A 25,847-nucleotide genomic window follows, 5' to 3' on the forward strand; every position below is an offset into this window, starting at 1 on the left:
ATGACGGAAAAGGGACGCGCGCGCGATGGCGACGGTCGATAAGATGCCGATGTTGCAGGAGGGCTATGACCGCCTGACGGTTCACCTGAAGCAGTTGAAGGTGGAGCGACCGCAGATCATCGACGCGATCGAGGAAGCGCGCGCCCATGGCGATCTGTCCGAAAACGCCGAATATCACGCCGCCAAGGAACGGCAGGGCCAGATCGAGGCGTCGATCGCCGACATCGAGGACAAGCTGACCCGGGCGCAGGTGATCGACCCGCGCGACCTGTCGGGCGACAAGGTGGTGTTCGGCGCGACCGTGACGATGACCGACGAGGACGACAAGCCGGTCCGCTACCAGATCGTCGGCCAGACCGAGGCGGATGCCAAGTCGGGCCGCATCTCGTACAACTCGCCGCTCGGCCGCGCGCTCATCGGGCGCAAGGTCGATGACGAGGTGGAGGTGACGGTGCCGTCGGGCGATCGTTATTATCTGATCTCGAAAATCGAGTTCATCTAACCTCGGTGTTCGAGCGGCGCCCGACCCGCACGGTCTGGACGATCGTCGCGATCGTCGCGCTGGCGGGTGCACTGTTGATCGTGACCGGCCGGATCGACTGGGCGGCGGTGATCGGCGGTTTCATTCCGGCGCGGATCGGGATCGATCCGGCGCTGGTCGCCGGGCTGCCGCTGGCGCCGGTGTGGATTACGCCGCTGAGCGCGACGCTGATCCACGATGGCTGGGCGCATCTCGGCTTCAATCTGTTTTCGGTGTTGGTCGTGGCAACGCCGACGCAGCGTGCCGTCGGTACGCGCGGGTTGGTGGTGTTGTGGCTGGTCGGTGCCTATGCCGCCGCTGCGGCGCAATGGGCGGTCGACCCGGGATCGACGGTGCCGGCGATCGGGGCGAGCGGGGCGATCTCGGCGCTCATCGGCGCCTATGCGCTGTTGTTCGGGCAGGGCAAGGCAAAGGCGATCGGGCCGGTGCCCGCGCACGTCGTCCACGCGCTGTGGCTGGGGGCCGGCTGGACGATGCTGAACCTGCTGATCGGCTGGGCCAGTGCGCAGGGCGGCGCGCCGATCGGCTGGGCCGCGCATATCGGCGGGTTCGTCGCCGGCATGGTCTTGCTCCGCCCGCTGCTGAAATGGCGCTGGCGGGCGAGAGACGTGGTCGGCGGCTGATCCCCGGCGGCGTCGCCGGGGACCGTACCAGTCAGGCCGAGGGCAGTTCGGGTTCGAGCAGGCGGTGGAGATGGACCACCACATATTTCATCTCGGCATCGTCGACCGTGCGCTGCGCGGCGGCGCGCCATGCCTTTTCGGCACTGGCATAGTCGCCGAACACGCCGACGACGTCGATCGCCTTGAGATCGGCGAAGTCGAGCGTGCGCGGATCGCTGACACGACCGCCGAAGACGAGGTGGAGTTTGCTCATGGTCATCTCGCAACTGCAAAAAGGAAACGCCCCATCCGCATAGCGGACGGGGCGTAGCCTTCAACCCATAAGTTGGGACGGGATCAGCCCTTGACGGCTGCCTTGCCGCTCTCGGTCGCGGCCTGGACGACATTGCCGAACGCCGAGCGGAGCTGTTCCTTCGCGCCGTCCTTGCTGGGCAGCGCAGCGGCAAGCTGTTCCTTGCCGACGTCGCGCGCGGTGGCGGCAGCGGCGGTCGCGGCGGCGGACAGGCGCTTGCCGAGCGGGCCGAGCACCTTGGCTTCCTGCGCCGACTTCGGGATCAGCGCACCGGCGAGCGCGCCGAGTGCGAGGCCGCCGGCCAGCACGGCCAGCGGGTTGGCGTCGATACCGTCCGACGCGCGCTGCGCGGCATCATGCGCGGCGTCGCTCGTGACGTGCGCGGCGTGCGACGCCTTGTCCTTGACCGTGTCGGCGGTCGTGGCGGCCTTTTCCTTCAGCGTGTCGATGGTCGATTGGGTCGAATGATCGGTCATGGTGCGGTTCCTTGTACGGGAGCAGGCAGGACGGGGGGACGGGGCTTCGGCTTGCGGAACAGCCGCCGCAGCCGCTTGCGGGCGAGGAAGGCGACGAGCGTCGTGGCGATACCGGCGGCGACCGCCGGACGTTCGCGGACGATCGCCACGCCTTCCTCCGCCCGGTCGCGCAGATCGTCGGCAACGCCGCCGGCGATCGTCGCCGGGGCCAGCCGGTGTTTCGCTTCGGCAAAACTGGCTTTCAGCCTGGCACGCTTGACGAGAACGTCGGCGCGGGCGGCGGCCAGCGAAGGCGTGGTCATAGCTCGTCTCCCAGTGGCGCGGTGACGCGGCGAACCCGGCCCATCGCCATCCGCGCCATCAGCGCCGCGACCAGCAGCGCGACGACGACGACGATCAGCGTCGCCCAGCCCGGCCCGACGAGCGTCGCCAGCGTCAGGATCAGCCCGACCAGCAACGCGGTGAGCGCCGCCAGCGCAACCAGCGCCGCGCCGACTCCCAGGCCGGCGGCGATGCCGGCCTGCGCACCGCGCGTCGTCGCCACGCTTTTCCACAGCGTGAACTCCGCCTGAGCATAGGCCTTGCCGTCGCTGACGACCCGGCTGATGACGGTGCCGAGACCCTCGTCCCCCATCTTCGGATCAGACCTTGCTGATCGGGTCGATGGGGGTGGCCGGCGTGTCGACGCCCGCCTTCACGATGCGGGCAAGCACGAAGCCGAGCGCGGCGGCGGTGCCGATCGCGATGGCGGGGCTCTTGCGCACGAAGTCGCGCGCGTCCTCCAGCAGTTCGTCGACTTCCTTGCCGCGCAGATTGTCGGAAAAGCCCGAGATCGCCTGTGCCGCCGAACGGGCATATTGGCCGTACTGCTCGCCCAGCTTCTCGTCGACGGTGCCGGCGGCATCGTCCATCATCTTCGAGAATTCGTCGAGCGCGCTGGTCGCGCGCAGCTTGCCCTCATCGGCGAGGCCGCGTGCCTTTTCGGTGGCCTTGGCCGACAACTTGCCGGCTTCGTCCTTCAACGTCGTCTTGGTGCCGCTGGCAGTCGCGCCGATGTCCGACGACAGCGGTTCGACCGAGGCCGGCGTGAAGGTCGTCGGCGTGACGGCAGGTGCCGCCAGATCGGCGTTGAATTCGACAGCGGTGTCGTTGGTCGTCGGCGTGTCCGTGGTGCCCGGAGTCCGATTAAAGTCGGTCATAACGAATCCTTTCATCGTTTCGCCACCAAAACCATGCGGATAGCCCTAGGGTTCCACGCAGCCTCGCAGGATTTGCCGAGCGGCGGTGCAGCCGATAGAGAGCGCCGCGACAGAGCCCGAACCCGACCATAAAAGGAGTCGTTACGTGACCGCAATCATTCAGGTCCATGGCCGCCAGATCCTCGACAGCCGCGGCAACCCGACCGTCGAGGTCGATGTGCTGCTGGAGGATGGCAGCTTCGGCCGCGCGGCGGTCCCTTCGGGCGCGTCGACCGGGGCGCACGAAGCGGTCGAGAAGCGCGACGGCGACAAGTCGGTCTATCTGGGCAAGGGCGTGCTGGCGGCGATCGAGGCGGTCAACGGCGACATCGCCGAAGCGGTGCTGGGCATGGATGCCGAGGACCAGAGCGACATCGACACCGCGATGATTCAGCTCGACGGCACCGAGAACAAGGGCCGGCTGGGCGCAAACGCGATCCTCGGCGTCAGCCTTGCGGTCGCCAAGGCGGCGGCGGATGCCCGCGGATTGCCGCTGTATCGCTATGTCGGCGGCGTCTCGGCGCATCTGCTGCCCGTGCCGATGATGAACATCATCAACGGCGGCGAGCATGCCGACAACCCGATCGATTTCCAGGAATTCATGGTGATGCCGGTCGGTGCCGACAGCATCGCTGAGGCGGTGCGCTGCGGGTCGGAAATCTTCCACACGCTCAAGAAGGGTCTGTCGGAAAAGGGCCTGTCGACCTCGGTCGGTGACGAGGGCGGCTTCGCGCCGGCGCTCAACAGCACGATCGATGCGCTCGACTTCATCATGGCAAGCATCGAGCGTGCCGGCTACAAGCCGGGCGAGGACGTGATGCTGGCGCTCGACTGCGCGGCGACCGAGTTCTTCAAGAACGGCCGCTACGAGATGGTCGGCGAGGGCAAGTCGCTGTCGCCGCACGAAATGGCCGATTATCTGGCGGACCTCGCCGCGCGCTATCCGATCCTGTCGATCGAGGACGGCATGGGCGAGGATGATTTCGAGGGCTGGAAGGCGCTGACCGACAAGATCGGCGACAAGGTCCAGTTGGTCGGCGATGACCTGTTCGTGACCAACCCGAAGCGCCTCGCGATGGGCCTGGAGCAGGGCCTCGCCAACTCGCTGCTGGTGAAGGTCAACCAGATCGGTACGCTTAGCGAAACGCTGGAGGCGGTGAACCTCGCCCACCGCAACCGCTACACCGCCGTCATGTCGCACCGTTCGGGCGAAACCGAGGATTCGACGATCGCCGACCTCGCGGTCGCGACCAACTGCGGCCAGATCAAGACCGGCTCGCTCGCCCGCTCGGACCGGCTCGCCAAGTACAACCAGCTCATCCGTATCGAGGAAGAACTGGCCGGCGCGGCGCGCTATGCGGGGCGTTCGATCCTGCGCTGAGCGACGTTCGATTTGTGGCAGGAAGGGGGCACCGGTTTCGACCGGTGCCCTTTTTCATGGGCGACGGCCCGACATCGCTTTGTATCCGATTCGGGATTGCGGCGGTAGTATCGGGCAGTAGGCATGATGCCATGCGCATGCTTCCCTTCGCCGTCGCCGCAACATTGGCTGGTCTGCTGGCCGCCGTCCCGCCAGCGGCACGCGCGGCGGAGCGATGCAGCTTGCCCGACGGCTGGGCCGACGTGGTGCGGCGCGATCCGCGCTATGTCGTGTTCGGAGAGATACACGGGACCCGGCAGTCACCGGCGTTCATCGGCAATCTCGCCTGTGCCCTTGCAGCGCGCGGTGAGCGGGTTCTGGTCGCGGTGGAACTGGGATCACCCTATGACGCCGCGTTCCAGGCCGCTTGGCGGTTGCCGCCGACACGGTTTCCCGCAGCCTTGCTGAAGGATGGCTGGGCCGGCCGGAACGACGGGATTGGCAGTGTTGCGATGCGCGACATGCTGGTCCGGCTCCACGCGCTCAAAAGCGCTGGCAGGCCGATCGCCCTGGTCGCGTTCAACGGTGCGCGCAATGCGGCGCAACAGGCGAAGTTCGCCGACCAGCCGGGGCAGGGGCCCCATGAGGCGGCGCAGGCCGAGAACATCCGCAACGCCGCCGTCGCCGGACGCTACGACCGCGTGCTGGTGCTGGCCGGGAACCTGCATGCGCGCAAGCAACCGATCGAGCGCGGGGCGGTGATCTTTCGGCCGATGGCGATGCAGCTCGCACCTGCAAGCGAGGTCGTCTCGCTGAACATGGCGAGTGCCGGCGGATCGACATGGACTTGCGAATTGCGAGCCGGTGTCAAGTTCGAACCCGGCAAGCCGATACCGAAAGACGCGATCGAATGTGCTGGCCACCCGGTCCGGAGCGATGCGGTGATCGAACGCACGCCTTTCGTGACGCTCCAATCATTGCCGGGGACGCAGCGCGATCCGGCCTATGACGGCAGCTTCTGGCTGGGCGCGGTCAGCGCGTCGCCGCCCGCACTTCCCGAACGCTGACCACGTCGGTCGAGGTCGCTCGGTCCCCGGAACAGCGCGAGCCGCGTTCGGGGCACTGCACCGGTCAGAACAACCGTCCGCCGTCGGGTACGCGGCGGTCCGGCGCAAACAGGACGACCGCGCCGTTCTCATCCGGGAAACCCAGCGTCAGCACTTCGGAGACGAACTTGCCGATCTGACGCGGCGGGAAGTTGACGACCGCCGCGACCTGCCGTCCGACCAACCCCTCGCAGTCGTAATGCTCGGTGATCTGCGCGCTTGACCGCTTCACCCCGATCACCGGACCGAAATCGATCGACAGCTTGATCGCGGGCTTGCGCGCTTGCGGATAGGGTTCGGCGGCGACGATCGTGCCGACGCGGATGTCGATTTTCAGGAACGTGTCGAAATCGGTCGGATCGGTCAGCGTCGCGGGATCGTGCAGCAGGTGCATGGCGTGTCTTTCAGGCAGCCGGCGCCGCTTGCGCGCGCCGGTGGGATGGCCGAAACAGGCCCCATGCCGCGTTCCTCGCCCCTTCGCCAGATGCTTGCCCGTGCGGGATGGCCCGCGCTCGTCATCCTCGTCATCGGCTTCTTCGCCTATCATGCCATCCTCGGGCCGAACGGCGTCCTTGCCTACCGCGACTATCAGCGCAAACTGGCGCAGCGATCGCTGCAATATGCCTGTCTGGACAAGGTGCGCGCGGAAATGCGCAACCGGGTGGAACTGCTCGACCCGCGCCACGCCGATCCCGACATGGTCGACGAACTGGTACGGCGGAAGCTGAACGTCGCCCACCCCGACGAATTCATCGTACCCATCGGCAAGGAACAGGCGGCGCGCACCCGTTGCGGAATCCGTATCGATGAATGAATCCGGTACGGATTGCCGGCGGTTCGGTTGCGCATGGTCGCAAATCGGGCCATAGGCGCGGCTCCAACCCATCCTTTCAGGAACGAGGCATCCGAACCGTGGCAAAAGCACCGGCGCAAGGCCGCACCAGCGAACCCGTCAGTCCCAATCGCGAACGGCCGGGGGAGCCAAAGCGGTACGAAGCGTCGAAGGAAGAACTGCTCGCCTTCTACAAGGAAATGCTGCTGATCCGGCGTTTCGAGGAGAAGGCCGGCCAGTTGTACGGCCTTGGCCTGATCGGTGGCTTCTGCCACCTCTACATCGGGCAGGAAGCCGTTGCCGTCGGCCTGCAGTCGGCGCTTGAAGTCGGCAAGGATTCGGTCATCACCGGCTACCGCGATCATGGTCACATGCTCGCCTATGGCATCGATCCCAAGGTCATCATGGCCGAGCTGACCGGGCGCGAAGCCGGCATCAGCCGCGGCAAGGGCGGGTCGATGCACATGTTCTCGACCGAGCATAAATTCTACGGCGGCCACGGCATCGTCGGCGCGCAGGTGTCGCTCGGCGCGGGGCTCGCGTTCGGGCACAAGTACGCCGACGATGGTGGCGTCTGCATGGCCTATTTCGGCGATGGCGCGGCGAACCAGGGCCAGGTGTACGAATCGTTCAACATGGCCGAGCTGTGGAAGCTTCCGATCATCTTCGTGATCGAGAACAACCAGTATGCCATGGGCACCAGCGTCAATCGCGCGTCGGCCGAGGACCAGCTCTACAAGCGTGGCGAAAGCTTCCGCATTCCGGGCATCCAGGTCGATGGCATGGACGTGCTGGCGTGCCGCGGCGCGGCCGAAACCGCACTGGAATGGGTGCGCGCGGGCAAGGGTCCGGTCATCCTCGAGATGAAGACCTATCGCTATCGCGGCCATTCGATGTCCGATCCGGCCAAATATCGCAGCCGCGACGAAGTGCAGGCAATGCGCGACAATTCGGACCCGATCGAGGGGCTGAAGCGCGAGCTGGCCGCCGCCGGCGTCGAGGAAGCCGAACTGAAGACGATCGAGGCCGACATCCGCAAGCGGGTGGCGGAAGCCGCCGACTTCGCCGAAAGCGCGCCGGAACCGAACCCGGAAGAACTGTACACCGACGTCCTGGTGGAGAGCTACTGAGATGCCGATCGAACTGAAGATGCCAGCATTGTCGCCGACGATGGAAGAGGGCACGCTGGCCAAGTGGCTGGTCAAGGAAGGCGATACCGTCAAGTCCGGCGACATCATGGCCGAGATCGAAACCGACAAGGCGACGATGGAATTCGAGGCGGTCGACGAAGGCACGATCGCGCAGATCCTGATCGCCGAGGGCACCGATAACGTGAAGGTCGGCGCGGTCATCGCGATCCTCGCCGCCGAGGGCGAGGACGTCGACGCGGCGAAGTCGTCAGGCGGTGGCGAGGCGCGCTCGGGCGAGGCGGTCGCCGCCGAACCCAAGGCCGAAACGAAGAACGACGACAAGGCCCCGCCCGCGCCCGAAGGCACGACGGAGCAGCACGCCGAGACCGGCGCGCGCCAGTTGTTCGACGCCGCCGATCAGGAAGGCGAAATCGCGCCCGAGATCCCGGAAGGGACCGAGATGGTCAAGACCACGGTCCGCGACGCGCTGCGCGACGCGATGGCCGAGGAAATGCGGGCCGACGACCGCGTGTTCGTGATGGGCGAGGAAGTCGCCGAATATCAGGGCGCGTACAAGGTCACGCAGGGGCTGCTCGCCGAATTCGGCCCGCGCCGCGTCATCGACACGCCGATCACCGAATACGGCTTCGCCGGCATCGGCACCGGCGCGGCGATGGGTGGTCTGCGTCCGGTCATCGAGTTCATGACCTTTAACTTCGCCATGCAGGCGATCGATCACATCATCAATTCGGCGGCCAAGACCAACTATATGTCGGGCGGGCAGATGCGTTGCCCGATCGTGTTCCGCGGTCCCAACGGCGCGGCCAGCCGCGTCGGTGCGCAGCACAGCCAGAATTATGCGCCGTGGTACGCATCGGTTCCCGGACTGATCGTGATCGCGCCCTATGACGCGGCCGATGCGAAGGGGCTGCTCAAGGCCGCGATCCGCTCGACCGATCCGGTCGTGTTCCTCGAGAACGAGCTGATGTACGGCCGCTCGTTCGACGTGCCCAAGCTCGACGATTTCGTGCTGCCGATCGGCAAGGCGCGGATCATGAAGCCCGGCAAGGACGTGACGATCGTCAGCTATTCGATCGGCGTCGGCCTTGCGCTCGAAGCCGCCGAGAAGCTGGCGGGCGAGGGCATCGACGCGGAGGTCATCGATCTGCGCACGCTGCGTCCGCTCGATACCAAGACGGTGCTGAAGTCGCTCAAGAAGACCAATCGCATCGTCGTGGTCGAGGAAGGCTGGCCGACCTGTTCGATCGCGGCGGAAATCGCCGCCGTCGTGATGGAAGAGGGCTTCGACGACCTCGACGCCCCGGTGCTGCGCGTCGCCAACGAGGACGTGCCGCTGCCCTATGCCGCCAATCTCGAAAAGCTGGCGCTCATCACCAGCGACAAGGTGGTCGCGGCGGTGAAGAAGGTGACGTACCGCTAAGGCGGTCGATCCCGCCGATCCGAAAGGCCCCCCGGTCACGACGACCGGGGGGCCTTTTTCATGTCGCGGAATAGAGGTCGCAGAAATATTGCCGCGCGGGCGGCGATGGATTGTAGATCTGCGAGAAGTCGCGCCGGTCGCGCACGACATAGGACGCGGTGTAGCGGATTCGCGCCGCCTTGGCCCCGCCCGGCAGCCATGCGGCGACGACGACGGGTTTATAGTCATAGACGATTTCGATGACCATCACGCCCGATCCGACCGGCGAGTTCACCTTCGACCCCGTCTCACCCATGCCGGTCGGCTGGCTCACCCCCCCGTTCCACCAGTTGGTGCCGGTGCCGTCGTCACGATCCATCGTGCCGAGGGTGCGGTCGTAGGTCGAATCATAGCCGGCACCGCCCTTCATCCCCAAGCAGCGTTGCCAGTGAAGATATTGCACCCCGGCCACCGCCTGTTCCAGACTGGAGATGGTGATCCGCCCGCGCTGGGTGAGTTCCAGCCGCTTGCCCTGTTCGGCGGCGGCGATCAGCACGTCGTTGATGTCGATCTCGCGCAACTGCTTGGTATTGTCGTTGTTGAGCGAGCCGACGCGCGAGGCGTTGTCGGCGAGGTTCAGCGCGATCTGGCTGACGCGCAGGTTGGTGATCGCCAGATTCGCCGTTTCGGTGGCATAGAGGCCGATGCCAAGGACCAGCGGCAGCCCGAAGGCGAATTCGAGCAGCGCGACACCACGCGAGTCGCGTCGCAGCCGCATACCCCGTTCGTGCCAGCGCGAAAGCGAAACGGCGAGCGTCATGGCAGGCAGACCTTAGGGATCGTGAACGTCGTCTGGTTCTTGTATGGCTGGTTCTTGAGCAGCGTGGTCGCGCTGACTTCCATCGTCTGCGAGAAGCCGAGCAGCCTCGCTACCGGGAACGGCCGGGTATAGACGACGCGCATCGTATAGCGGGCGATGTCGTCCGCGCCGCCCTGACCGGTGCGCGACGGATCGGTGTCGCGCACGCCATTGCCGTTGACGTCGTCGAAACATTCCTTTGAATCGAGCGTGCCGTTGCCGTTCTTGTCATAGATCGGCTCGGGCTTGATAAGCGCGTAGGACGCGAAATAATCGCGCTTCGGATAGAATTTGGCGTCCTTGGCGATCAGTTGGATCGCCGTCTGCACCCTCTGGTCGATCGCGCTATTGCCCGAGGCATTGTCCTCCAGCGCCGAATCGCGTCCAGCCTTCTGCATCTCCCCGTCGAGAATCCCCTGGACGTAGGTCTGGAACATCAGATCGCCCAGACCCATGATGAGCGCCACCAGCACGGGAATAATCAGTGCAAATTCGATGATCGTGGCACCGCGCCGGTCGGCGAAGAGGAAGCGCGCGCGCCGGATCATTTCGAGATCCGCAGCATCGCGACCGCCTTGGCGATCTTGCGAAAGGTATCCGACAGGCCGCTGCCGGACTCGGTCGCCAACGCCTGGTCGGGCGTGCTGGCGCACTGGGTCAGCTCGTCGGTGGAATCGGTGCCGAGCGCCACGGTCCACACATCGATATTGGCCGCCGCCGCCTGCTGGCACAGCGAGAGGAAGCGGGCGTTGTGATACGCCTTGAGATCACCGGTATCGCCGTTGGCGATGCGCCGGTCCCAAGCCTCCATGCCGTACAGGCCATAGAGGGTGTCGTTGGGCGACATCGCGCCATCGGTCAGGAACACGATAACGCGCTTGGGTGCGCCGCGCCCGCTCTGCACGGCGTTGTCGCTGGCGAACACGCCGGTGCGCGACAGCAGTCGCATCGCCCACAGCATGCCGGTGTCGTGATAGGTGCCGCCGAGCGGCGCGAAATCGGCGGCGTTGACGTAGGAGCGGACTTGGTCGCGGTTCAGTTCCGAAAGGCGCTGAACGGGCTTCCCGCACGAGACGTTACCCGAGTTCTGCATACCGACCGATCCCATCCACGGCCCCAGATTGGTGTCTTCGCCGTTGGTCGTGATCTGGTCAGACGTGGGATAATAGGCGACCTGCCAGCCATAGTAATAATACCAATAGGCATATCTCCGTTGATATTCGACTTCCGGCCACATCGGTTGCCAGCGCAAGGCACCACTGGGGATCAGGTTGGGGTCGAGGTTGGGCGGCGGATTGGTCGTGCTGTAGCTCTTCGATCCACTGTTGCTGCTGTCGGGTTCCTCGATACAGCCGAGCCAGGCCGAGGTGGACAGCGGGAAGCGGTTCGGCGTCGTGACCGCAGCGTTGCTGACATAGCCGCTGACATCGACGGGATAGCGATTGTAGGTCCACACCGGGGCCAGATTGCGATTGAAGTTCTGGCATCGTTTGGTCGAATTGTTCCATTCCTGCCCGGTACGGGTGGCGGTGCCGTCCGATTTGAAGGTTCGCTCGTTGGCCGGATCCCGAACGGAGTTGAAGTTCGTACCACAGGCGGACTGCGCGCGATTGACGGTGGTCGTGACCGTGCGTGACGCTTCATATTCGCCGGTGATCGTGCGTGACTGGTAGTCGGCAGTATCGCCCGCTCCATTGCCGCCGACGATATAGCTGGTTCCCATCGCGCGGACCGATGCGCCGACGTTGACCGTCGAGGTATAGGGAACGAACGCATAGCGGACGCGCGTCGTCGGCTGTTTCGCTGCGGCCATGGTATCGAAGAAATCGACCACGGCGGTGCGCAGCGCGGCGATGCGCGATCCCGACCGTTCCGCCACCGAATAGCCCGTCGTGCCGACATAGCCGGGCGTGACATTGGCGGTGCTGGTTGCGGGGCGGCTGTAGGTGATCTTGGTCGCGGTGCCGGCATAGTTGCTGCACGAATCGTCGTCGTCGCCGGGCAGGCAGGCCATCGACCCGGTCGTGTCGAGCACGAACATCACATCGGTATCGGCGATGTCGAGCCGCGCCTCGCAGGTGGTCGTCAGCGTCACGTCGGCGGCGCCGAACATCTTCATCACCGTCATCGGCACGCGCGCGGTCGCGGTGCCGGCGACACGGTTCTGCGCGGTCCTGACAGGTACGAAGGTATAGTCGGATGCGCGCATCCACCCCTGGGCGATATTGTTGTTGAAGAAGTTGCGCGCCTGAAGTGTGGCGTTGGCGTCGAGCGTGTTGTTGCTCGAATCGACCATGAACTTGCGACCGGCGAGGACGCCCGCGTCGCAGGCCTGTTGCAGCCGGGTCTTGACGACATAGATTCGCGCGGTGTCGACCGCCGATCCGCCCAGTGCGGTAAGCGGGATCATCGAGATCGCCATCATCGCCAAGGTGTTGCCGCGCCGGTCGCGCGACAGCCGGGGGAGCAGCGCGGCGCGGGGAGGCTCCTTCGTTCGCGCCGTCGTATCGTTCATTCGCCCCGTCCACCGTCGATGCCGCGACCGGTTCGCGGCACCTATCCCCTTGCGCTCTGCACCAATGGGGTTGACGCGGCGTTAAGGGCGGCGATGGACGAAGGTATGAGCAACGACCCCGAACGCGCGCTGGCGCTGACCTATGCCCCCGCCGGCCGCCGGCCTGCGCTGGCGGCGCTGCTGGCGCTCGACGATGCGCTGGGCGATGTGGTGCGCACCACGACCCAGCCGGCGATCGGGCAGATCCGGCTGGCGTGGTGGCGCGATTCGCTCAAACGGCTCGACAGTGCGGCCCCGCCGGCGATGCCGGTGCTGGAGGCGCTGGCGGCGCATGTCCTGCCGCTGGGGGTGAGCGGTGCGCGGCTGGCGGCGGTGGTCGACGGCTGGGACGTACTGATCGAGCATGAGGTGCTGGACGAGGCGGCGCTCCGCGAATTTGCCGAAGCGCGGGGCGGGATGTTGTTCGCGATCGCGGCCGCGGTGCTGGGCGGCGACGCCGAACGCGCGGCGTCGCCGGGCGAGGGATGGGCGCTGGTCGATCTGGCACGCTATGCCGACGATGCCGGGGTTGCAGAGCGGGCGATGGCGCTGGCGGGCGTATCGCTTGGGCAATCGCTGGCCGGCGTGCCGCGGGCGCTGGGGCTGCTGGCGCTGTCGGCGCGGCTCGACCGGGCGGGGGTGCCGCATGGCGGGCCGAAGCGCGCGGCGCGGCTGGCGTGGTTCGGCCTCACCGGGCGGTGACTCTTGCGCCGCCGCCTGCTCCGCGTAGGATCGTGGCGAAGGGGAGCGGCAGATGGGGCGATTCTTGGCGGGGGTCGGGGCGGCGCTGGCGCTGATGCTGGCTGGATTGTTCCTGTTCCGCAGCGATGCGGCGAGCGAGGCATTGCCGCCGCCGCCGAGGATGGTCGCGCTGGCCGATGCGCCGACGGTCCCCGAGGTGCAGGCCGATGCGCCCGCCGCCTTGCCCCGCACCCGCGAGCAGAAGCGCTTCGGCCGGTATGACAAGGATCGCGACGGGCGGATCACCCGCGACGAATATCTGGCGTCGCGGCGCAAGGCCTATGCGAAGCTTGACACCAACGGCGACGGGCGGCTGAGCTTCGACGAATGGGCGGCGAAGACGACGACCAAGTTCGCAACCGCCGACAAGGGGCGCGACGGCGCACTCGACGCCGCCGAGTTCGCGACGACGGCAGTGAAGCGCAAGGCGCCGAAGCGGACCAATTGTCCGCCCGCGACCCAGCCGGCGGACGAAGGTTGACGTTCACGTAAACGTAAGGCAGCATCGCGCGATGGTTGCCGTTGCTACGTCGTCGGAGTCCCCCTCCGACCAGTTTTCGATCACCGACCTGTGCGCCGAATTCGGCGTGACGCCACGCGCGCTGCGCTTCTACGAGGATGAAGGGCTGATCGCGCCCGAACGGCGCGGCCTTGCCCGCATCTATTCGCAGCGCGACCGCGCACGCCTTGCGTGGATTTTGCGCGGCAAGCGGGTCGGGTTCAGCCTCGCCGACATCCGCGAGATGATCGACCTGTACGACATCGGCGACGGGCGGCGGGTGCAGCGGCAGGTAACGGTGCAGAAGTGCCGTGACCGGATTTCGCTGCTCGAAAACCAGCGGCGCGACATCGATGCCGCGATCGCCGAACTGACCGATTTCGTGACGATGCTCGACGCGCTGCCCCAACAAACCGCGCCGCAGACGCGCGGGACGGAGAAGGATTGATCCCATGCCCAGCTATACCCCGCCGGTTCGCGATACCCGCTTCATCCTCGACCATGTGCTGCGCGTCGGCGATCATGGCAATCTGCCGGGCTTCGCCAATGCGACTCCCGACGTGATCGAACAGGTGCTGGAGGAGGGCGGACGCTTCGTCGCCGAGGTGCTGTTCCCGCTGAACCAGTCGGGCGATCTGGAAGGCTGTACCCGCCACGCTGATGGCAGCGTGACGACGCCCAAGGGGTTCAGGGAAGCCTATCGCCAGTTCGTGACAAGCGGCTGGGGTACGCTGGCCGCGCCCGAACAGTTCGGCGGGCAGGGGATGCCGCATGTCGTCGCCACCGCGTTCGAGGAATATCTGATCTCGGCCAACATGGCGTTCGCGATGTATCCCGGGCTGACGCAGGGCGCGACCGCCGCGCTGCTGGCCAAGGGCAGCCCCGAACAACAGGCGATGTACGTGCCCAAGATGGTGTCGGGCGAATGGGGCGGCACCATGAACCTGACCGAGCCGCAGTGCGGCACCGACCTCGGCCTCATCAAGACGCGCGCGGTGCCGAACGACGACGGGTCGTGGGCGATCACCGGCACCAAGATCTTCATCTCGTCGGGCGAGCACGACCTGACCGACAACATCATCCATCTGGTGCTCGCCAAGACGCCGGATGCGCCGGACAATGTGAAGGGCATCTCGCTGTTCGTGGTGCCCAAGTTCCTCGTGAACGACGACGGATCGCCGGGCGCGCACAACGCGGTGTCGTGCGGGTCGATCGAGCACAAGATGGGCATCCACGCCAATTCGACCTGCGTGATGAACTATGACGGGGCGACCGGCTGGCTGGTTGGCGAGGAGATGAAGGGGCTGGCCGCGATGTTCATCATGATGAACGCCGCGCGGCTGGGCGTGGGGTTGCAGGGGCTGGGCGTCGCCGAGACGGCGTATCAGAACGCGGTCGTCTATGCCGGCGACCGGCGGCAGGGGCGCGGGCTGACCGGGCCGCAGGAGCCGGACGAGAAGGCCGACACGCTCTTCGTCCATCCCGACGTGCGCCGCATGCTGATGGAGGGCAAGGCGCTGACCGAGGGGTTGCGCGCGCTGTGCCTGTGGGGCGCGCTCCAGGTCGACATCGCACATATGGGTGCCGACGAGGCGAGCCGCGAACTGGCTGACGATCTGGTCGGGCTGCTCACCCCGGTCATCAAGGGTTATGGCACCGACAAGGGCTATGACGTCGCGACCAACGCGCAGCAGGTCTATGGCGGGCACGGTTACATCGCCGAATGGGGCATGGAGCAATATGTCCGCGATGCGCGGATCGCGATGATCTACGAAGGCACCAACGGCGTGCAGGCGATGGACCTCGTCGGGCGCAAGCTGGCCAAGAACGGCGGGCGCGCGGTGCAGCATTTCTTCCGCATCGTTACGGAAGAGATCGCGACCGCGAAGGAGAGCGACGCGACACGCGACTTCGCCGAACGTTTGGGCAAGGCGCTGAACGATCTTCAGGCGGCGACGATGTGGTTCGTCGCCAACGGCATGCAGAACCCGAACAACGTCGGCGCGGGCGCGCATTCGTACATGCACGTCATGGGGATCGTTGCGACCGGACTGATGTGGCTGCGGATGCTGACCGCCGCCGAGGCGCTGTCCGCAGCGGGTGAGAGCGACGCGGCGTTCATCGCGGCCAAGCGGGTGACGGCGCGCTTCTATGCCGAGCGTATCCTGCCCGACACCGGTGCGTTGCGCCGCAAGATCGAGGGGGGCAGCGAGGCGGTGATGGCGCTCGACCCGGCGTTGTTCGCGCGGGGGTAGTCCCCCCGCTCAAAACCGTCATCCCGGCCTTCGCCGGGATGACGAAATCGATTACTTCTCGCGCTTCTTGCGATGCGTCTCGAGGTCGAGGACCGCCGAGTCCGCGCCCTCGGGCAACAGCCCCAGCCGACGGGCGACTTCCTGATACGCCTCAACCTCGCCGCCGAGGTCGCGGCGGAAGCGGTCCTTGTCGAGCTTTTCGTTGGTGACCATGTCCCACAGGCGGCAGCCATCGGGGCTGATCTCGTCCGCCAGGATGATGCGGCTGAAATCATTGTCCCAGATGCGGCCGAATTCGAGCTTGAAGTCGACCAGCCGGATGCCGATTCCCGCGAACAGGCCGGACAGGAAATCGTTCACCCGGATCGCCATGTCGGCCATCTCGTGCAGCTCGTCCTGCGCTGCCCAGCCGAAGCACAGGATATGTTCGTCCGACACCATCGGATCGCCGAGCGCATCGTCCTTGTAATAATATTCGATGATCGTGCGGGGCAACTGCTGCCCCTCCTCGATGCCGAGGCGCTTGCTGATCGATCCGGCGGCGACGTTGCGCACCACGACCTCGATCGGCACGATCTCGACCTGACGGATGAGCTGTTCGCGCATGTTCAGGCGGCGGATGAAGTGCGTCGGCACGCCGATGTTGCCGAGCAGTGTGAACACATGCTCGGAAATCCGGTTGTTGAGCACGCCCTTGCCGTTGATCGTGCCCTTCTTCTGGGCGTTGAAGGCGGTGGCGTCATCCTTGAAATACTGGATGAGCGTGCCTGGCTCGGGACCCTCGTAGAGAATCTTTGCCTTGCCTTCGTAGATCTGGCGACGGCGGGCCATGCGTTTTCCTTCGACGTGATGGTGCGGGGCGGCGGACCCCTGCGATAGAAGCCCGCCGCATAGCCCAAGGGTCACGCCGGTGCAATCAGGCGCCGTGCGCCATGCGCCGCTCCCACAGCCGCCGGCCGCGCGCCCATAGCCACAGGCCGAGCAGCGCCACCGCCAGCGGCGGCAGGCCGACGCCCAGCGCCGCCAGCACCGTGCCGAGCGTCCAGCGCGCCGAGGTGACGGCAAGGTCGGCGGCATGGGTCAGCGGCGAGGCGGGATCGAAGCTGCGGATCGCCTGTCCGGCGCGATAGTCGAACACCACCGGCGTTGCCGCGAGTGACGCGCGCTGTTCGGCGATGGCGGCCTGCGCGGTGCGCGCGGCGTCGGTCGCGCTGGCGCGCTGGCGCTCCAGTTCGGCGCGCGCTTCCCGGCCGGTGCCGATACTGCGCGCGTCGATCGTGCGGGTATCGGCGGTCGCGGCGTCGCGGGTGCGGGTCAGTTGCCCGATCTTCGCACCCGCATCCTCGCCGGTGATCTGTGCATCAAGGACCATGCCCTCGGCCGCCTCGACCGCGCGGATGCCGTCGCGGCCGAAGGCGCGCGCCAATTCCGGCGCCAGCAGAAAGCCGAGCCGCGCATCGACGTCGTTGTCGGCATCGCGGCTGTAGCGCATCGCGGTGATCCGGCAGCGGTTGACGCCCAGCCGCTCGCAGGCGGCGGCATGCGCTTCCTGCACCGCCGCGATCCGCTCGGCGGGCAGGCGAAAGCCATAATGATACTGAAAGGCGACACCGGGCGCGGCGGTGACGTCGACGCCGGGGGCGCTGTCTACGGTGGTCGCATCGTCGGCGGTCGTAGTCCCGTCGTCACGGGCGGGATTGCTGCATCCGGCAACGAAAATGAGGGCGAGGATCGAAACGGTAGCGCGCATGAACCACTCCTGCCTTAAATATGGCGAGAATGTGTCACGATTGGGGCAGGTCCGTCAAGCCTTGGCCGTAATCAGTCCGGTAGCGCCAACGCCCGCAGCGTCGCCGCCCTGACTGCGTCCCATGCGGCAGTGCCCGGCGCGATCAGTTCGACATGGCCGGCATCCGCGACCCAGTGCAGCGCGACCCGGTCGCCGGCAGTCCGCGCGGCGGCGACATGGTCGTCGGCCATGTAGTCGGGCACGATCCGGTCGACGCGGCCGTTCACCAGCGTGTGGGGCACGCCGATCGGCAGCAGCGGCGGGATCGAGGTGTCGGCGAAGCGGTCCGGCCGGTCGCCGACCAGCCGGGCAATGACCTCCGTACCGCAGCCATTGGCCGGATCGCGCTCGACCGCCGCCAGATCGGGCAGGCCGCCGACCGAGACGACATGGGCGATCGGCAGCGGATCGGCCGAGGCGAGCAGGCTGTCGCGCGGGAGGCGCGGCCGTGCCGCCAGCCACAGCGCGAGGTGCCCGCCGGCGGAATGGCCGATCGCCACAATTCGCGACGTGTCGAGCGCATGGGTCGCGGCATGGTCGCGAAGATGGTCGGCCGCCGCCGCGACGTCGTGGAACGTACCGGGATAACCGCCGCCCGCGCGGTCGACGCCGCGATAGTCGATGTTCCACACCGCGATCCCGGCATCCCGCAGGTCCGCCGCCGCCCAGTCCATCAGCCGCCGGTCGGCGATCGAACTCTGCCAGCAGCCGCCATGGACCATCACGACCACCGGCCATCGTCCGTCCGGGCTGCCCGCCGGAAGCCAGAGGTCGACGCACTGAAGCGAATCGGGACCATAGGCGAAATGATGATCGGGCTCGGATCGCGGCCGCTGCGTCAGGTCGGGCCATGTCATCGGCGACGCGGGCGGTGGCGGCGAAAGGGTATCGGCCAAGGCTATGCTCCGGGTCAGTATCGGTATTGATAGTATTGTTGCACTATTGGAAACGTTCTCAATTAGTCGAAACGTATTTTCGTATAATAATTTTGCGAATTGAACATATTCTAGGTTAAGGGCGACGCCGTGGCGGGGGACGCCCGGAATGATTGCAGGACGTTAGGGGCCAGAGACGTGGGACGAATTCGTACGATCGAACGCGACGGTATTCTCGACGCGGCGGAGGCGGTGACGCTGGCAAAGGGACCCTCCGGGCTGACAATCGCGGCGGTGGCCGAACAGATGGGCATCACCAACGGCGGCGTGCAGTACAGCTTCCGCAGCAAGGAAGCGCTGATTACGGCGATGTTCGAGCGGTGGCAGGACGAATATGCGCAGCGGATGGCGGCATCGTGCGACGATCCAACAAGCGACCATGCGCTGACCCGCGCCCATATCGCCTACGCGGCCAATTATGACGATCGCTCGCGGCGCGGCGCGCCGAGCCTGCTCGTCTCGCTGCTCAATTCGCCGCAGCACATGGTCGCGACGCGCAAATGGTATCGCGAGCGGCTCGACGCGCTCGACATTTCGACCGCCGAGGGGCGCCAGTTGCGGCTGGCGTTCCTGGCGATGGAAGGCGCGTTCCTGATGCGGCTGTTCGGGCTGATCGAGATCGGGTCCGACGAGTGGCGGGGCATCGTCAACGACGTCGTGGCGCTGAGCGATGGCGAGATGCCGCACGAACAGGTGAACGCGCGGTCCTGCGCCGCCTGATCCCGGTTTGTTCCATTTCGCCCCTCGCATGGGGGGCGCTCCCCTGCTAAGGCGGGGGCAATGGCTACCGACCTGACCGACCCTGCGACGCCGATCGGCGTGTTCGATGCGCCGTTCGACAGCGCGCTGTCCGAACGCTACCTTGTCTATGCGCTCTCGACGATCACCGCGCGATCGCTGCCCGATGTGCGCGACGGGTTGAAGCCGGTCCATCGCCGGCTGCTGTGGGCGATGCGGCTGCTCAAGCTCGATCCGGCGTCGGGGTACAAGAAATGCGCGCGCGTCGTCGGCGACGTGATCGGCAAATATCACCCGCATGGCGACCAGTCGGTCTATGACGCGATGGTGCGGTTGGCGCAGGACTTCGCGCTGCGCTATCCGCTGGTCGACGGGCAGGGCAATTTCGGCAACATCGACGGCGATAATGCCGCCGCATATCGCTATACCGAGGCACGGCTGACCCAGGTCGCGATCGACCTGATGGCCGGGCTCGACGAGGATGCGACCGACTTTCGCGCGACCTATAACGGCGAGGAGCAGGAGCCCGAGCTGTTCCCCGGCATGTTCCCCAACCTGCTCGCCAATGGCGCCAGCGGCATCGCGGTCGGCATGGCGACGAGCGTGCCGCCGCACAACGCCGCCGAACTGCTCAACGCAGCGATCATCCTGGTCGATCAGCCGGAGGCGGACGATGCGGCGGTGCTGGCGCAGGTGCAGGGACCGGACTTTCCGACCGGCGGGCAGGTGGTCGACAGCCCGGCGGCGATCCGCGACGCCTATGCGACCGGGCGCGGCGGCTTTCGCGTGCGCGCGCGCTACACGATCGAGCGCGAGAAGGGCGGCGGGTGGCAGATCGTCGTCAGCCAGATTCCCTATGGCGTGCAGAAGGGCAAGCTGATCGAGCAGATCGCCGCGCTCATCAACGACAAGAAGCTGCCGATCCTGAGCGACGTGCGCGATGAATCGGACGCCGAGATTCGCATCGTCCTCGAACCGCGTAGCCGGACGGTGGACGCGGGCGTGCTGATGGACGGGCTGTTCCGCCTCACCGACCTCGAATCGCGGGTGCCGCTCAATCTCAACGTGCTCGACAAGGACCGCACCCCGCGCGTCATGTCGCTGCGCGAGGCATTGAAGGCGTGGCTCGACCATCAGTTCGTCGTGCTGCGCCGGCGCAGCGAACATCGGCTGGCGAAGATCGCCGACCGGATCGAACTGCTCGACGGCTATCTCGCCGCCTATCTCAACCTCGACCGGGTGATCGCGATCATTCGCGGCGAGGACGAGCCCAAACCGGTGCTGATCGCCGAGTTTTCGCTCACGGACCGGCAGGCCGAGGCGATCCTCAACATGCGGCTGCGCAGCTTGCGCAAGCTGGAGGAAATGGAAATCCGCGGCGAGCGCGCCAAGCTGGAGAAGGAACAGGCCGAACTCACGCTGTTGCTGTCGAGCGAGGCGCGGCAGCGGACGCGGATGAAGCGCGATCTGGGCAAGCTGCGCGACCGCTATGGCCTCGATACGCCGCTGGGCGCGCGACGGACGATGATCGAGGAAGCCGCGCCGGCACGCGAGATTCCGGCCGAGGCGATGATCGAGCGCGAGCCGCTGACCGTCATCCTGTCGAAACGCGGCTGGGTGCGGGCGCTCAAGGGCCATGTCGAGCTGGCGTCGGCCGATACCGCCAAGTTCAAGGAAGGCGACGGTCCGGCCTTCGCGTTCCACGCGCATACGACCGACAAATTGCTGCTCGCCACCGATGGTGGGCGATTCTTCACGATCGGCGCCGACCGGCTGCCCGGCGGACGCGGCTTCGGCGAGCCGGTGCGGGCGATGATCGACCTTGATGGCGATGCGCAGATCGTCGCGCTGCTGAAGGCCGCCGCGTCCGACCGGCTGCTGCTGGCGGCGAGCGACGGGCGTGGCTTCGCGGTGCGGGTGGCCGATGTGCTGGCCGAAACCCGCAAGGGCAAGCAGGTGATGACGCCCAAGGCCGGCGCGCGGATGAAGCTGATCCGGCCGATCGACCCCGCGCACGACTATGTCGCGGCGATCGGCGACAATCGCAAGCTGGTGCTGTTCCCGATAACCGAACTGGCCGAGATGGCGCGGGGGCAGGGGGTGCAGTTGCAACGGTTCCGCGAGGGTGGGCTGTCGGATGCGCGCACGCTGCGCTTCGCCGACGGGCTGCACTGGGCGATGGGCGGCGAGACCGGGCGGACCCGGACCGAGGCCGACCTGTCGCCATGGCGCGCGGCGCGCGGCGCGGCGGGGCGGATGCCGCCGGTCGGCTTTCCGCGCGACAATCGCTTTTAAAAAACCATCCGTTGGTTTTCAGAAGGTCTTAACTACCGCTGGCCTAGACCATCGGAGATGGGGTTCCGCCGGTCGATCTTTCCCGCACTGAAGGCGGCTGTTCCGCTTCCCGCGAACGAGGCATCGGGCGAGGCGTTGGCGTCGCCGCCCGCGCCGACGGCGGGGCAGGCGTCCGAAGCGATCCTCGACCTGTTCCCGGTGCCGACCGCGGTCCTGACGATCGAACATGGCGCGCTGACGTTCGAGGCGGTGAACCAGCCGTTCCGCGCGGCGGGCTTCGGCAGCGATGCGGTGACGTCGCCGTTGATCGCGGTGATCGGCGAACGGGTCGAGGCCTTTCTCCTGTCCGACGATACGCGCCACTCGTTCACGCTTCGGCTGGGTGACGCGATCGATTGCCGCTGTTTCGACGTGGTGATGGCGCGGCGGGCGATGGCGCGCAGTTTTCCGCGATGCCTCATCACGCTGGTCGACCAGACGCCCGAACAGCGCACCGAGATCAGCCTGCGCCGCGAGATGAACACCGATTCGCTGACCGGGCTGCTCAACCGCGCCGGGTTCGGCGACCGGATCGACGAGCAGATCACCGACAGCAACCGGTCGAACTATGCGGTGCTGGCGATCAACCTCGACCGGTTCAGCCGGGTCAATGCCTGCATGGGATCGCTGTCGGGCGACGAGTTGCTGATCTCGGTCGCGCGCCGGTTGAAAGGGGCGCTGCGCGGGCGCGACATCCTGGCGCGGACCGGCGGCGACGAATTCGCGGTGCTGCTGACGCTCAGCGACGGACCCGACGACGCGCAGCAGGTCGCGCGGCGCATCCATCAGGCGTTAGTCCAGCCGTTCCGCCTGTCCGACTTCAACATCCGCATCGATTGTTCGATCGGCATCGCACTCGGCGAGGATGCGATCGACGAAACCGAGGATCTGATCCGCCACGCCCAATTCGCGGTGAAGCGGGCGAAGAAGACCGGGCAGACCGAAATCTATCGTCCGCACCTGTTCGACATCGTCCGAAACCAGTTTTCGATCGAAACCGAGCTGCGCCATGCGGTCGAACAGAATCTGCTCCACCTGAATTTCCAGCCGATCTGCGACCTGTCGACCGGGCGGATCAGCAGTTTCGAGGCGCTGGCGCGATGGACCACGCCCGATGGCCGGTCGATCTCACCGGTCGATTTCATTCCGGTCGCCGAGGAAGCGGGGCTGATCGTCTCGCTCGGCCGCTGGGCGATGGAGGAGGCGGCGCGGACGCTGGCCGACTGGGACCGGCAGGCGGGGGGAAATTGCGGGGTTCACATGGCGGTGAACCTGTCGGCGGTGCAGTTGCAGCGCGACCAGATCGAAACGGTGGTCGCGGGCGTACTGTCGCGCCATCGGCTGGGCGGCGACCGGTTCGTCATCGAACTCACCGAAAGCGCGTTCATCGTCGATCCCGACCGGACGTTGCGCACGATGCTGGCGCTGAAGGATTTGGGGGCCAGCATCGCCATGGACGATTTCGGCACCGGCTATTCCAACCTCGCCTATCTCCAGAAACTGCCGATCGACAAGTTGAAGATCGATCGCAGCTTCATCACCGGCATGCTGGCCGATCGCGACAAGGTGGCGATCGTCCGCGCGATCCTCAGTCTGTCGCAGGCGCTGGGTATGCGGACCACCGCCGAGGGGATCGAGACGCGCGAGCTGGAGCAGACGCTGGTCGCGCTCGGCTGCGCGTTCGGGCAGGGCTATTATTATTCGCGGCCGGTCGACGCCGATGCCGCCTATGGATTGCTGACCGCGCGCAACCACTGATCGGCGACCGCATCGGCGATGGCTGCCGCCCGCGCCGCATCGGGGAAACCTTCGGCGATCCAGCGATCCTCGACCATCCGCAACGCGCGCGCGACATCGGGACCGCGCGCCAGCCCGCGTTCGACCAGCGCACCGCCGGTCAGCGGGAACACCGGCCGCTCCCAGCGCGACAGCCGCGTCGCCGCCGCGACATCGCGGCCGAGCAGCAGCCGGTCGACCGCGCCTTCCACGCCGATACGATAGCCCAGTTCCTCGGGGGCCATCGCCTCGTCCCGCCCCAGCGCGAGGGCGACTCGCTTGCGCTGGGCCTTGGACAGTTTGAGCCGTGCGGTGACGCCTTCGGCCTGCGCCGACGTGAGCAGCGCGGCGAGGCGGCGGATCGCATCGGGCGCGACACCGGCGGCAAGTTCGGCCCCCGTCAGTCCGGCGAGGCGATCGGCGGCAGCGCTATCGATCTCGGGCAGGACGGGGCGGAAGATGCCGCGATCGACCATCAATCGCACGACCCCGACCGCATCCCGCGCGACGAGCAGCTTGCGCACCTCATCGGCAATGCGTTCGCGTGACAAGGCCATCAGGTCGTTGGCACGGGCGGTGCAGGCGACCAGCCCGTCGGCATCGGGCGTATCGCCGAAGCGGGCGAGGAAGCGGAAGAAGCGCAGGATGCGCAGGTGATCCTCGGCGATGCGCTGCAACGGATCGCCGATGAAACGTACCCGCCCGGTCGCAAGATCGTCGGTGCCACCGAAATGATCGTGGATCGCCCCGCCCGACATATCGGCGTAGAGCGCGTTGATGGTGAAGTCGCGCCGCGCGGCATCGGCGCGCCAGTCGTCGGTGAAGGCGACCTCGGCATGACGGCCATCGGTGGTGACGTCGCGGCGCAGCGTCGTGACCTCGACGACGGTGCCGTCGGTGACGGCGGTGATCGTGCCGTGCGCGATGCCGGTCGGGATCGCCTTGATGCCCGTCGCCTGCAACCGGCGGACGACCTCGTCCGGCGCATGGATCGTCGCCACGTCGATGTCGGAGACGGGCAGCCCCAGCAGCGTGTCGCGCACCGCCCCGCCGACATAGCGTGCGCCGCCGTCATCGGCACCCAGCGCAAGACCGAGCCGGTCGAGCCCGGGGCGGGTGCGCCACTCGGCGGCGGGAAGAGTCAATGCCATGTCAGTCGCCGGCTCAGGTTGACGATCATCGCGGCGGTCGCACCCCAGATGCGCCTGCCCCCGAAGACCAGTTCGTAATAGTGCCGCTCGCGCCCGTCGTGCCAGCGGCTGCCGGTCGCCAGATGCGCCGGATCGAGTAGAAACGCCAGCGGGACCTCGAAGATCGCCGCGACCTCGCCCGGTGCGGGGACGAGCGGCAGGTCGGGCGGGACGACCGCCAGCACCGGCGTCACCGCAAAGCCGGTGACGGTATGATAGGGATCGAGCGTCGCGACCACGCTCGTGGCGGCCGGGGGCAGGGCGATTTCCTCCCACGCCTCGCGCAGCGCGGCGGCGGGCGCATCGGCGTCGCCGGGATCGATCGCGCCACCGGGAAAGGCGATCTGCCCGGCGTGGGTGCGAAGCGATTCGGTCCGTTCGGTCAGCAACACGCCCGGTTCGGGCCGGTCGGTAATGGCGATCAGCACCGCCGCCGCCCGCCAGCCCTCCGCCGGCATGGTCGCATCGCCGTTCAGATCGCCGGTCAGCAACTCGCCGCGCGGTTGCCCGAGCGCAGCCGACAGCCGCTCCGCCAGCGTCACGCCGCCTCGAACGGAAAAAACGTCCCTTCGCTCCACAGCCCGCGTGCGCCGTCCGGCCCGACGACCAGTCGCTCGACCAGTTCGTAGAACACCGGCCGGGCGATCAGCGCGTCGAGTCCGCCGCGGACGTGAAGATAGGGGCGGGGAGCATCGGCGCTCCCTTCGATCCGGATCGCGTGCGCCGCATCGGCGACGACCGGTTCGTCGGTATTGAGCCGGAAGGCGATGCGCTGTCCTTCGCCCTCACCCGAGAATTTCGCCTCGACCGCGATGAACGCCGCGTCCTCGACCGCGATCGACAGTTTCTCGACCGGCGTGACCAGCACATGGCTGCCGTCGCTTTCGCGCCGCAGGATGGTGGCGAACAGCCGGACCATTTCGGCGCGGGTGATCGGGCTGCCCTGATGATGCCAGCTTCCGTCGGCGGCGATCCGCATTTCGCTGTCGCCGCAATGCGTCGGGTTCCAGCGGTCGACCGGCGGCAGCTTCGCATCGGCGGCAAGCCGCGCGACTTCGGCGAGGGAGAGACTGGCGAAATCGGCGGGCGGCTGCATCGGCATGGGTCCCCGTTACCGTGGCAATGCGCGTCGCGACAAGAGCTTGTTGCCGTTTCGTAC

The 25,847-nt window shown here is 66.8% G+C and carries 29 protein-coding genes; 14 read left to right on the forward strand and 15 right to left on the reverse strand.

Annotated features, from left to right (window positions below; all coding sequences use genetic code 11):
- The first annotated feature begins 25 nt into the window (after positions 1-25).
- A complete protein-coding gene (gene greA / locus LRA89_RS10840) occupies positions 26-502 on the forward strand; it encodes a transcription elongation factor GreA (RefSeq protein ID WP_055760147.1) in 477 nt (158 codons plus the stop codon).
- A gap of 5 nt (positions 503-507) precedes the next feature.
- On the forward strand, positions 508-1,164 hold the full coding sequence (locus LRA89_RS10845) for a rhomboid family intramembrane serine protease (RefSeq protein ID WP_230770157.1): 657 nt from the start codon (positions 508-510) through the stop codon (positions 1,162-1,164).
- 31 nt (positions 1,165-1,195) lie between these two features.
- Here the strand turns inward: LRA89_RS10845 and LRA89_RS10850 are convergent, their stop codons facing one another.
- The 5 genes from LRA89_RS10850 to LRA89_RS10870 all read right to left on the reverse strand — a co-directional run bounded on the left by LRA89_RS10850 (position 1,196) and on the right by LRA89_RS10870 (position 3,131).
- Positions 1,196-1,417: a DUF4170 domain-containing protein gene (locus tag LRA89_RS10850; protein ID WP_055760580.1), complete on the reverse strand. Its 222-nt coding sequence runs from the start codon at positions 1,415-1,417 to the stop codon at positions 1,196-1,198.
- Between the two features lie 83 nt (positions 1,418-1,500).
- On the reverse strand, positions 1,501-1,932 hold the full coding sequence (locus LRA89_RS10855) for a hypothetical protein (RefSeq protein WP_230770158.1): 432 nt from the start codon (positions 1,930-1,932) through the stop codon (positions 1,501-1,503).
- On the reverse strand, positions 1,929-2,234 hold the full coding sequence (locus LRA89_RS10860; protein WP_230770159.1) for a hypothetical protein: 306 nt from the start codon (positions 2,232-2,234) through the stop codon (positions 1,929-1,931). Before LRA89_RS10860 ends, LRA89_RS10855 begins: the two co-directional genes overlap by 4 nt.
- Positions 2,231-2,566, reverse strand: a complete 336-nt coding sequence (locus tag LRA89_RS10865; protein WP_055760156.1) for a phage holin family protein — start codon at positions 2,564-2,566, stop codon at positions 2,231-2,233. The genes LRA89_RS10860 and LRA89_RS10865 overlap by 4 nt, the downstream gene beginning before the upstream one ends.
- Positions 2,567-2,573: 7 nt before the next feature.
- Positions 2,574-3,131: a hypothetical protein gene (locus LRA89_RS10870; protein ID WP_230770160.1), complete on the reverse strand. Its 558-nt coding sequence runs from the start codon at positions 3,129-3,131 to the stop codon at positions 2,574-2,576.
- 145 nt (positions 3,132-3,276) lie between these two features.
- Here LRA89_RS10870 and eno point away from each other — a divergent pair, with 145 nt between their 5' ends.
- A complete protein-coding gene (gene eno, locus LRA89_RS10875; RefSeq protein WP_055760159.1) occupies positions 3,277-4,551 on the forward strand; it encodes a phosphopyruvate hydratase in 1,275 nt (424 codons plus the stop codon).
- Positions 4,552-4,682: 131 nt separating this feature from the next.
- A complete protein-coding gene (locus LRA89_RS10880; RefSeq protein ID WP_055760162.1) occupies positions 4,683-5,597 on the forward strand; it encodes a hypothetical protein in 915 nt (304 codons plus the stop codon).
- A 64-nt stretch (positions 5,598-5,661) separates the two neighbouring features.
- Here LRA89_RS10880 and LRA89_RS10885 read toward each other — a convergent pair whose 3' ends face one another.
- A complete protein-coding gene (locus LRA89_RS10885) occupies positions 5,662-6,030 on the reverse strand; it encodes a tRNA-binding protein (RefSeq protein ID WP_230770161.1) in 369 nt (122 codons plus the stop codon).
- A gap of 63 nt (positions 6,031-6,093) precedes the next feature.
- Between LRA89_RS10885 and LRA89_RS10890 the strand changes: the two genes are divergently transcribed.
- From LRA89_RS10890 to LRA89_RS10900, 3 genes are all read left to right on the forward strand, one after another.
- Positions 6,094-6,450, forward strand: coding sequence for an FtsB family cell division protein (locus tag LRA89_RS10890; RefSeq protein WP_055760587.1), 357 nt, complete (start codon positions 6,094-6,096; stop codon positions 6,448-6,450).
- 98 nt (positions 6,451-6,548) lie between these two features.
- Complete coding sequence (gene pdhA / locus LRA89_RS10895) at positions 6,549-7,598, forward strand: pyruvate dehydrogenase (acetyl-transferring) E1 component subunit alpha (RefSeq protein WP_055760168.1); 1,050 nt, start codon at positions 6,549-6,551, stop codon at positions 7,596-7,598.
- A gap of 1 nt (position 7,599) precedes the next feature.
- A complete protein-coding gene (locus tag LRA89_RS10900) occupies positions 7,600-9,039 on the forward strand; it encodes a pyruvate dehydrogenase complex E1 component subunit beta (RefSeq protein ID WP_230770162.1) in 1,440 nt (479 codons plus the stop codon).
- 58 nt (positions 9,040-9,097) lie between these two features.
- Here LRA89_RS10900 and LRA89_RS10905 read toward each other — a convergent pair whose 3' ends face one another.
- From LRA89_RS10905 to LRA89_RS10915, 3 genes are read right to left on the reverse strand one after another with little or no spacing between them, the layout of a single operon-like run.
- The gene (locus LRA89_RS10905; RefSeq protein ID WP_230770163.1) at positions 9,098-9,838 is read right to left on the reverse strand and encodes a TadE/TadG family type IV pilus assembly protein; all 741 of its coding nucleotides are present in this window, start codon (positions 9,836-9,838) and stop codon (positions 9,098-9,100) included.
- Positions 9,835-10,425 (reverse strand): TadE/TadG family type IV pilus assembly protein, encoded by a 591-nt coding sequence (locus LRA89_RS10910; RefSeq protein ID WP_055760173.1) that lies wholly within the window; start codon positions 10,423-10,425, stop codon positions 9,835-9,837. Before LRA89_RS10910 ends, LRA89_RS10905 begins: the two co-directional genes overlap by 4 nt.
- Positions 10,422-12,392, reverse strand: a complete 1,971-nt coding sequence (locus tag LRA89_RS10915; protein WP_230770164.1) for a TadE/TadG family type IV pilus assembly protein — start codon at positions 12,390-12,392, stop codon at positions 10,422-10,424. The genes LRA89_RS10910 and LRA89_RS10915 overlap by 4 nt, the downstream gene beginning before the upstream one ends.
- A 105-nt stretch (positions 12,393-12,497) precedes the next feature.
- Between LRA89_RS10915 and LRA89_RS10920 the strand changes: the two genes are divergently transcribed.
- From LRA89_RS10920 to LRA89_RS10935, 4 genes are read left to right on the forward strand one after another with little or no spacing between them, the layout of a single operon-like run.
- Positions 12,498-13,133: a squalene/phytoene synthase family protein gene (locus tag LRA89_RS10920; RefSeq protein ID WP_230770165.1), complete on the forward strand. Its 636-nt coding sequence runs from the start codon at positions 12,498-12,500 to the stop codon at positions 13,131-13,133.
- Between the two features lie 52 nt (positions 13,134-13,185).
- Positions 13,186-13,653 (forward strand): EF-hand domain-containing protein, encoded by a 468-nt coding sequence (locus LRA89_RS10925; RefSeq protein WP_230770166.1) that lies wholly within the window; start codon positions 13,186-13,188, stop codon positions 13,651-13,653.
- A 31-nt stretch (positions 13,654-13,684) separates the two neighbouring features.
- The gene (locus LRA89_RS10930) at positions 13,685-14,119 is read left to right on the forward strand and encodes a MerR family transcriptional regulator (RefSeq protein WP_230770167.1); all 435 of its coding nucleotides are present in this window, start codon (positions 13,685-13,687) and stop codon (positions 14,117-14,119) included.
- 4 nt (positions 14,120-14,123) lie between these two features.
- The gene (locus LRA89_RS10935; RefSeq protein WP_230770168.1) at positions 14,124-15,926 is read left to right on the forward strand and encodes an acyl-CoA dehydrogenase C-terminal domain-containing protein; all 1,803 of its coding nucleotides are present in this window, start codon (positions 14,124-14,126) and stop codon (positions 15,924-15,926) included.
- A 51-nt stretch (positions 15,927-15,977) separates the two neighbouring features.
- Here the strand turns inward: LRA89_RS10935 and purC are convergent, their stop codons facing one another.
- The 3 genes from purC to LRA89_RS10950 all read right to left on the reverse strand — a co-directional run bounded on the left by purC (position 15,978) and on the right by LRA89_RS10950 (position 18,611).
- Positions 15,978-16,757, reverse strand: coding sequence for a phosphoribosylaminoimidazolesuccinocarboxamide synthase (gene purC / locus LRA89_RS10940; protein WP_055760193.1), 780 nt, complete (start codon positions 16,755-16,757; stop codon positions 15,978-15,980).
- An 85-nt stretch (positions 16,758-16,842) separates the two neighbouring features.
- Positions 16,843-17,676, reverse strand: a complete 834-nt coding sequence (locus tag LRA89_RS10945) for a hypothetical protein (RefSeq protein ID WP_230770169.1) — start codon at positions 17,674-17,676, stop codon at positions 16,843-16,845.
- Between the two features lie 71 nt (positions 17,677-17,747).
- The gene (locus LRA89_RS10950; protein ID WP_230770170.1) at positions 17,748-18,611 is read right to left on the reverse strand and encodes an alpha/beta hydrolase; all 864 of its coding nucleotides are present in this window, start codon (positions 18,609-18,611) and stop codon (positions 17,748-17,750) included.
- Positions 18,612-18,788: 177 nt separating this feature from the next.
- Here LRA89_RS10950 and LRA89_RS10955 point away from each other — a divergent pair, with 177 nt between their 5' ends.
- Genes LRA89_RS10955 through LRA89_RS10965 form a run of 3 tightly spaced genes read left to right on the forward strand, consistent with a single transcriptional unit; the run spans position 18,789 to position 23,480 of the window.
- A complete protein-coding gene (locus tag LRA89_RS10955; RefSeq protein ID WP_056497621.1) occupies positions 18,789-19,370 on the forward strand; it encodes a TetR/AcrR family transcriptional regulator in 582 nt (193 codons plus the stop codon).
- A 60-nt stretch (positions 19,371-19,430) separates the two neighbouring features.
- Complete coding sequence (gene parC / locus LRA89_RS10960; RefSeq protein WP_230770171.1) at positions 19,431-21,683, forward strand: DNA topoisomerase IV subunit A; 2,253 nt, start codon at positions 19,431-19,433, stop codon at positions 21,681-21,683.
- Positions 21,684-21,740: 57 nt separating this feature from the next.
- Positions 21,741-23,480 (forward strand): putative bifunctional diguanylate cyclase/phosphodiesterase, encoded by a 1,740-nt coding sequence (locus LRA89_RS10965; protein ID WP_082448278.1) that lies wholly within the window; start codon positions 21,741-21,743, stop codon positions 23,478-23,480.
- Here LRA89_RS10965 and LRA89_RS10970 read toward each other — a convergent pair.
- Genes LRA89_RS10970 through LRA89_RS10980 form a run of 3 tightly spaced genes read right to left on the reverse strand, consistent with a single transcriptional unit; the run spans position 23,450 to position 25,790 of the window.
- Positions 23,450-24,649: a CCA tRNA nucleotidyltransferase gene (locus tag LRA89_RS10970; RefSeq protein WP_230770172.1), complete on the reverse strand. Its 1,200-nt coding sequence runs from the start codon at positions 24,647-24,649 to the stop codon at positions 23,450-23,452. The genes LRA89_RS10965 and LRA89_RS10970 overlap by 31 nt on opposite strands.
- Positions 24,640-25,230 (reverse strand): CoA pyrophosphatase, encoded by a 591-nt coding sequence (locus LRA89_RS10975; RefSeq protein WP_230770173.1) that lies wholly within the window; start codon positions 25,228-25,230, stop codon positions 24,640-24,642. Before LRA89_RS10975 ends, LRA89_RS10970 begins: the two co-directional genes overlap by 10 nt.
- The gene (locus tag LRA89_RS10980) at positions 25,227-25,790 is read right to left on the reverse strand and encodes a DUF1285 domain-containing protein (protein ID WP_230770174.1); all 564 of its coding nucleotides are present in this window, start codon (positions 25,788-25,790) and stop codon (positions 25,227-25,229) included. Before LRA89_RS10980 ends, LRA89_RS10975 begins: the two co-directional genes overlap by 4 nt.
- Between the last annotated feature and the right edge of the window lie 57 nt (positions 25,791-25,847).

The sequence above is a fragment of the Sphingomonas sp. Leaf4 genome (assembly GCF_920939515.1).
GTDB lineage: Bacteria > Pseudomonadota > Alphaproteobacteria > Sphingomonadales > Sphingomonadaceae > Sphingomonas.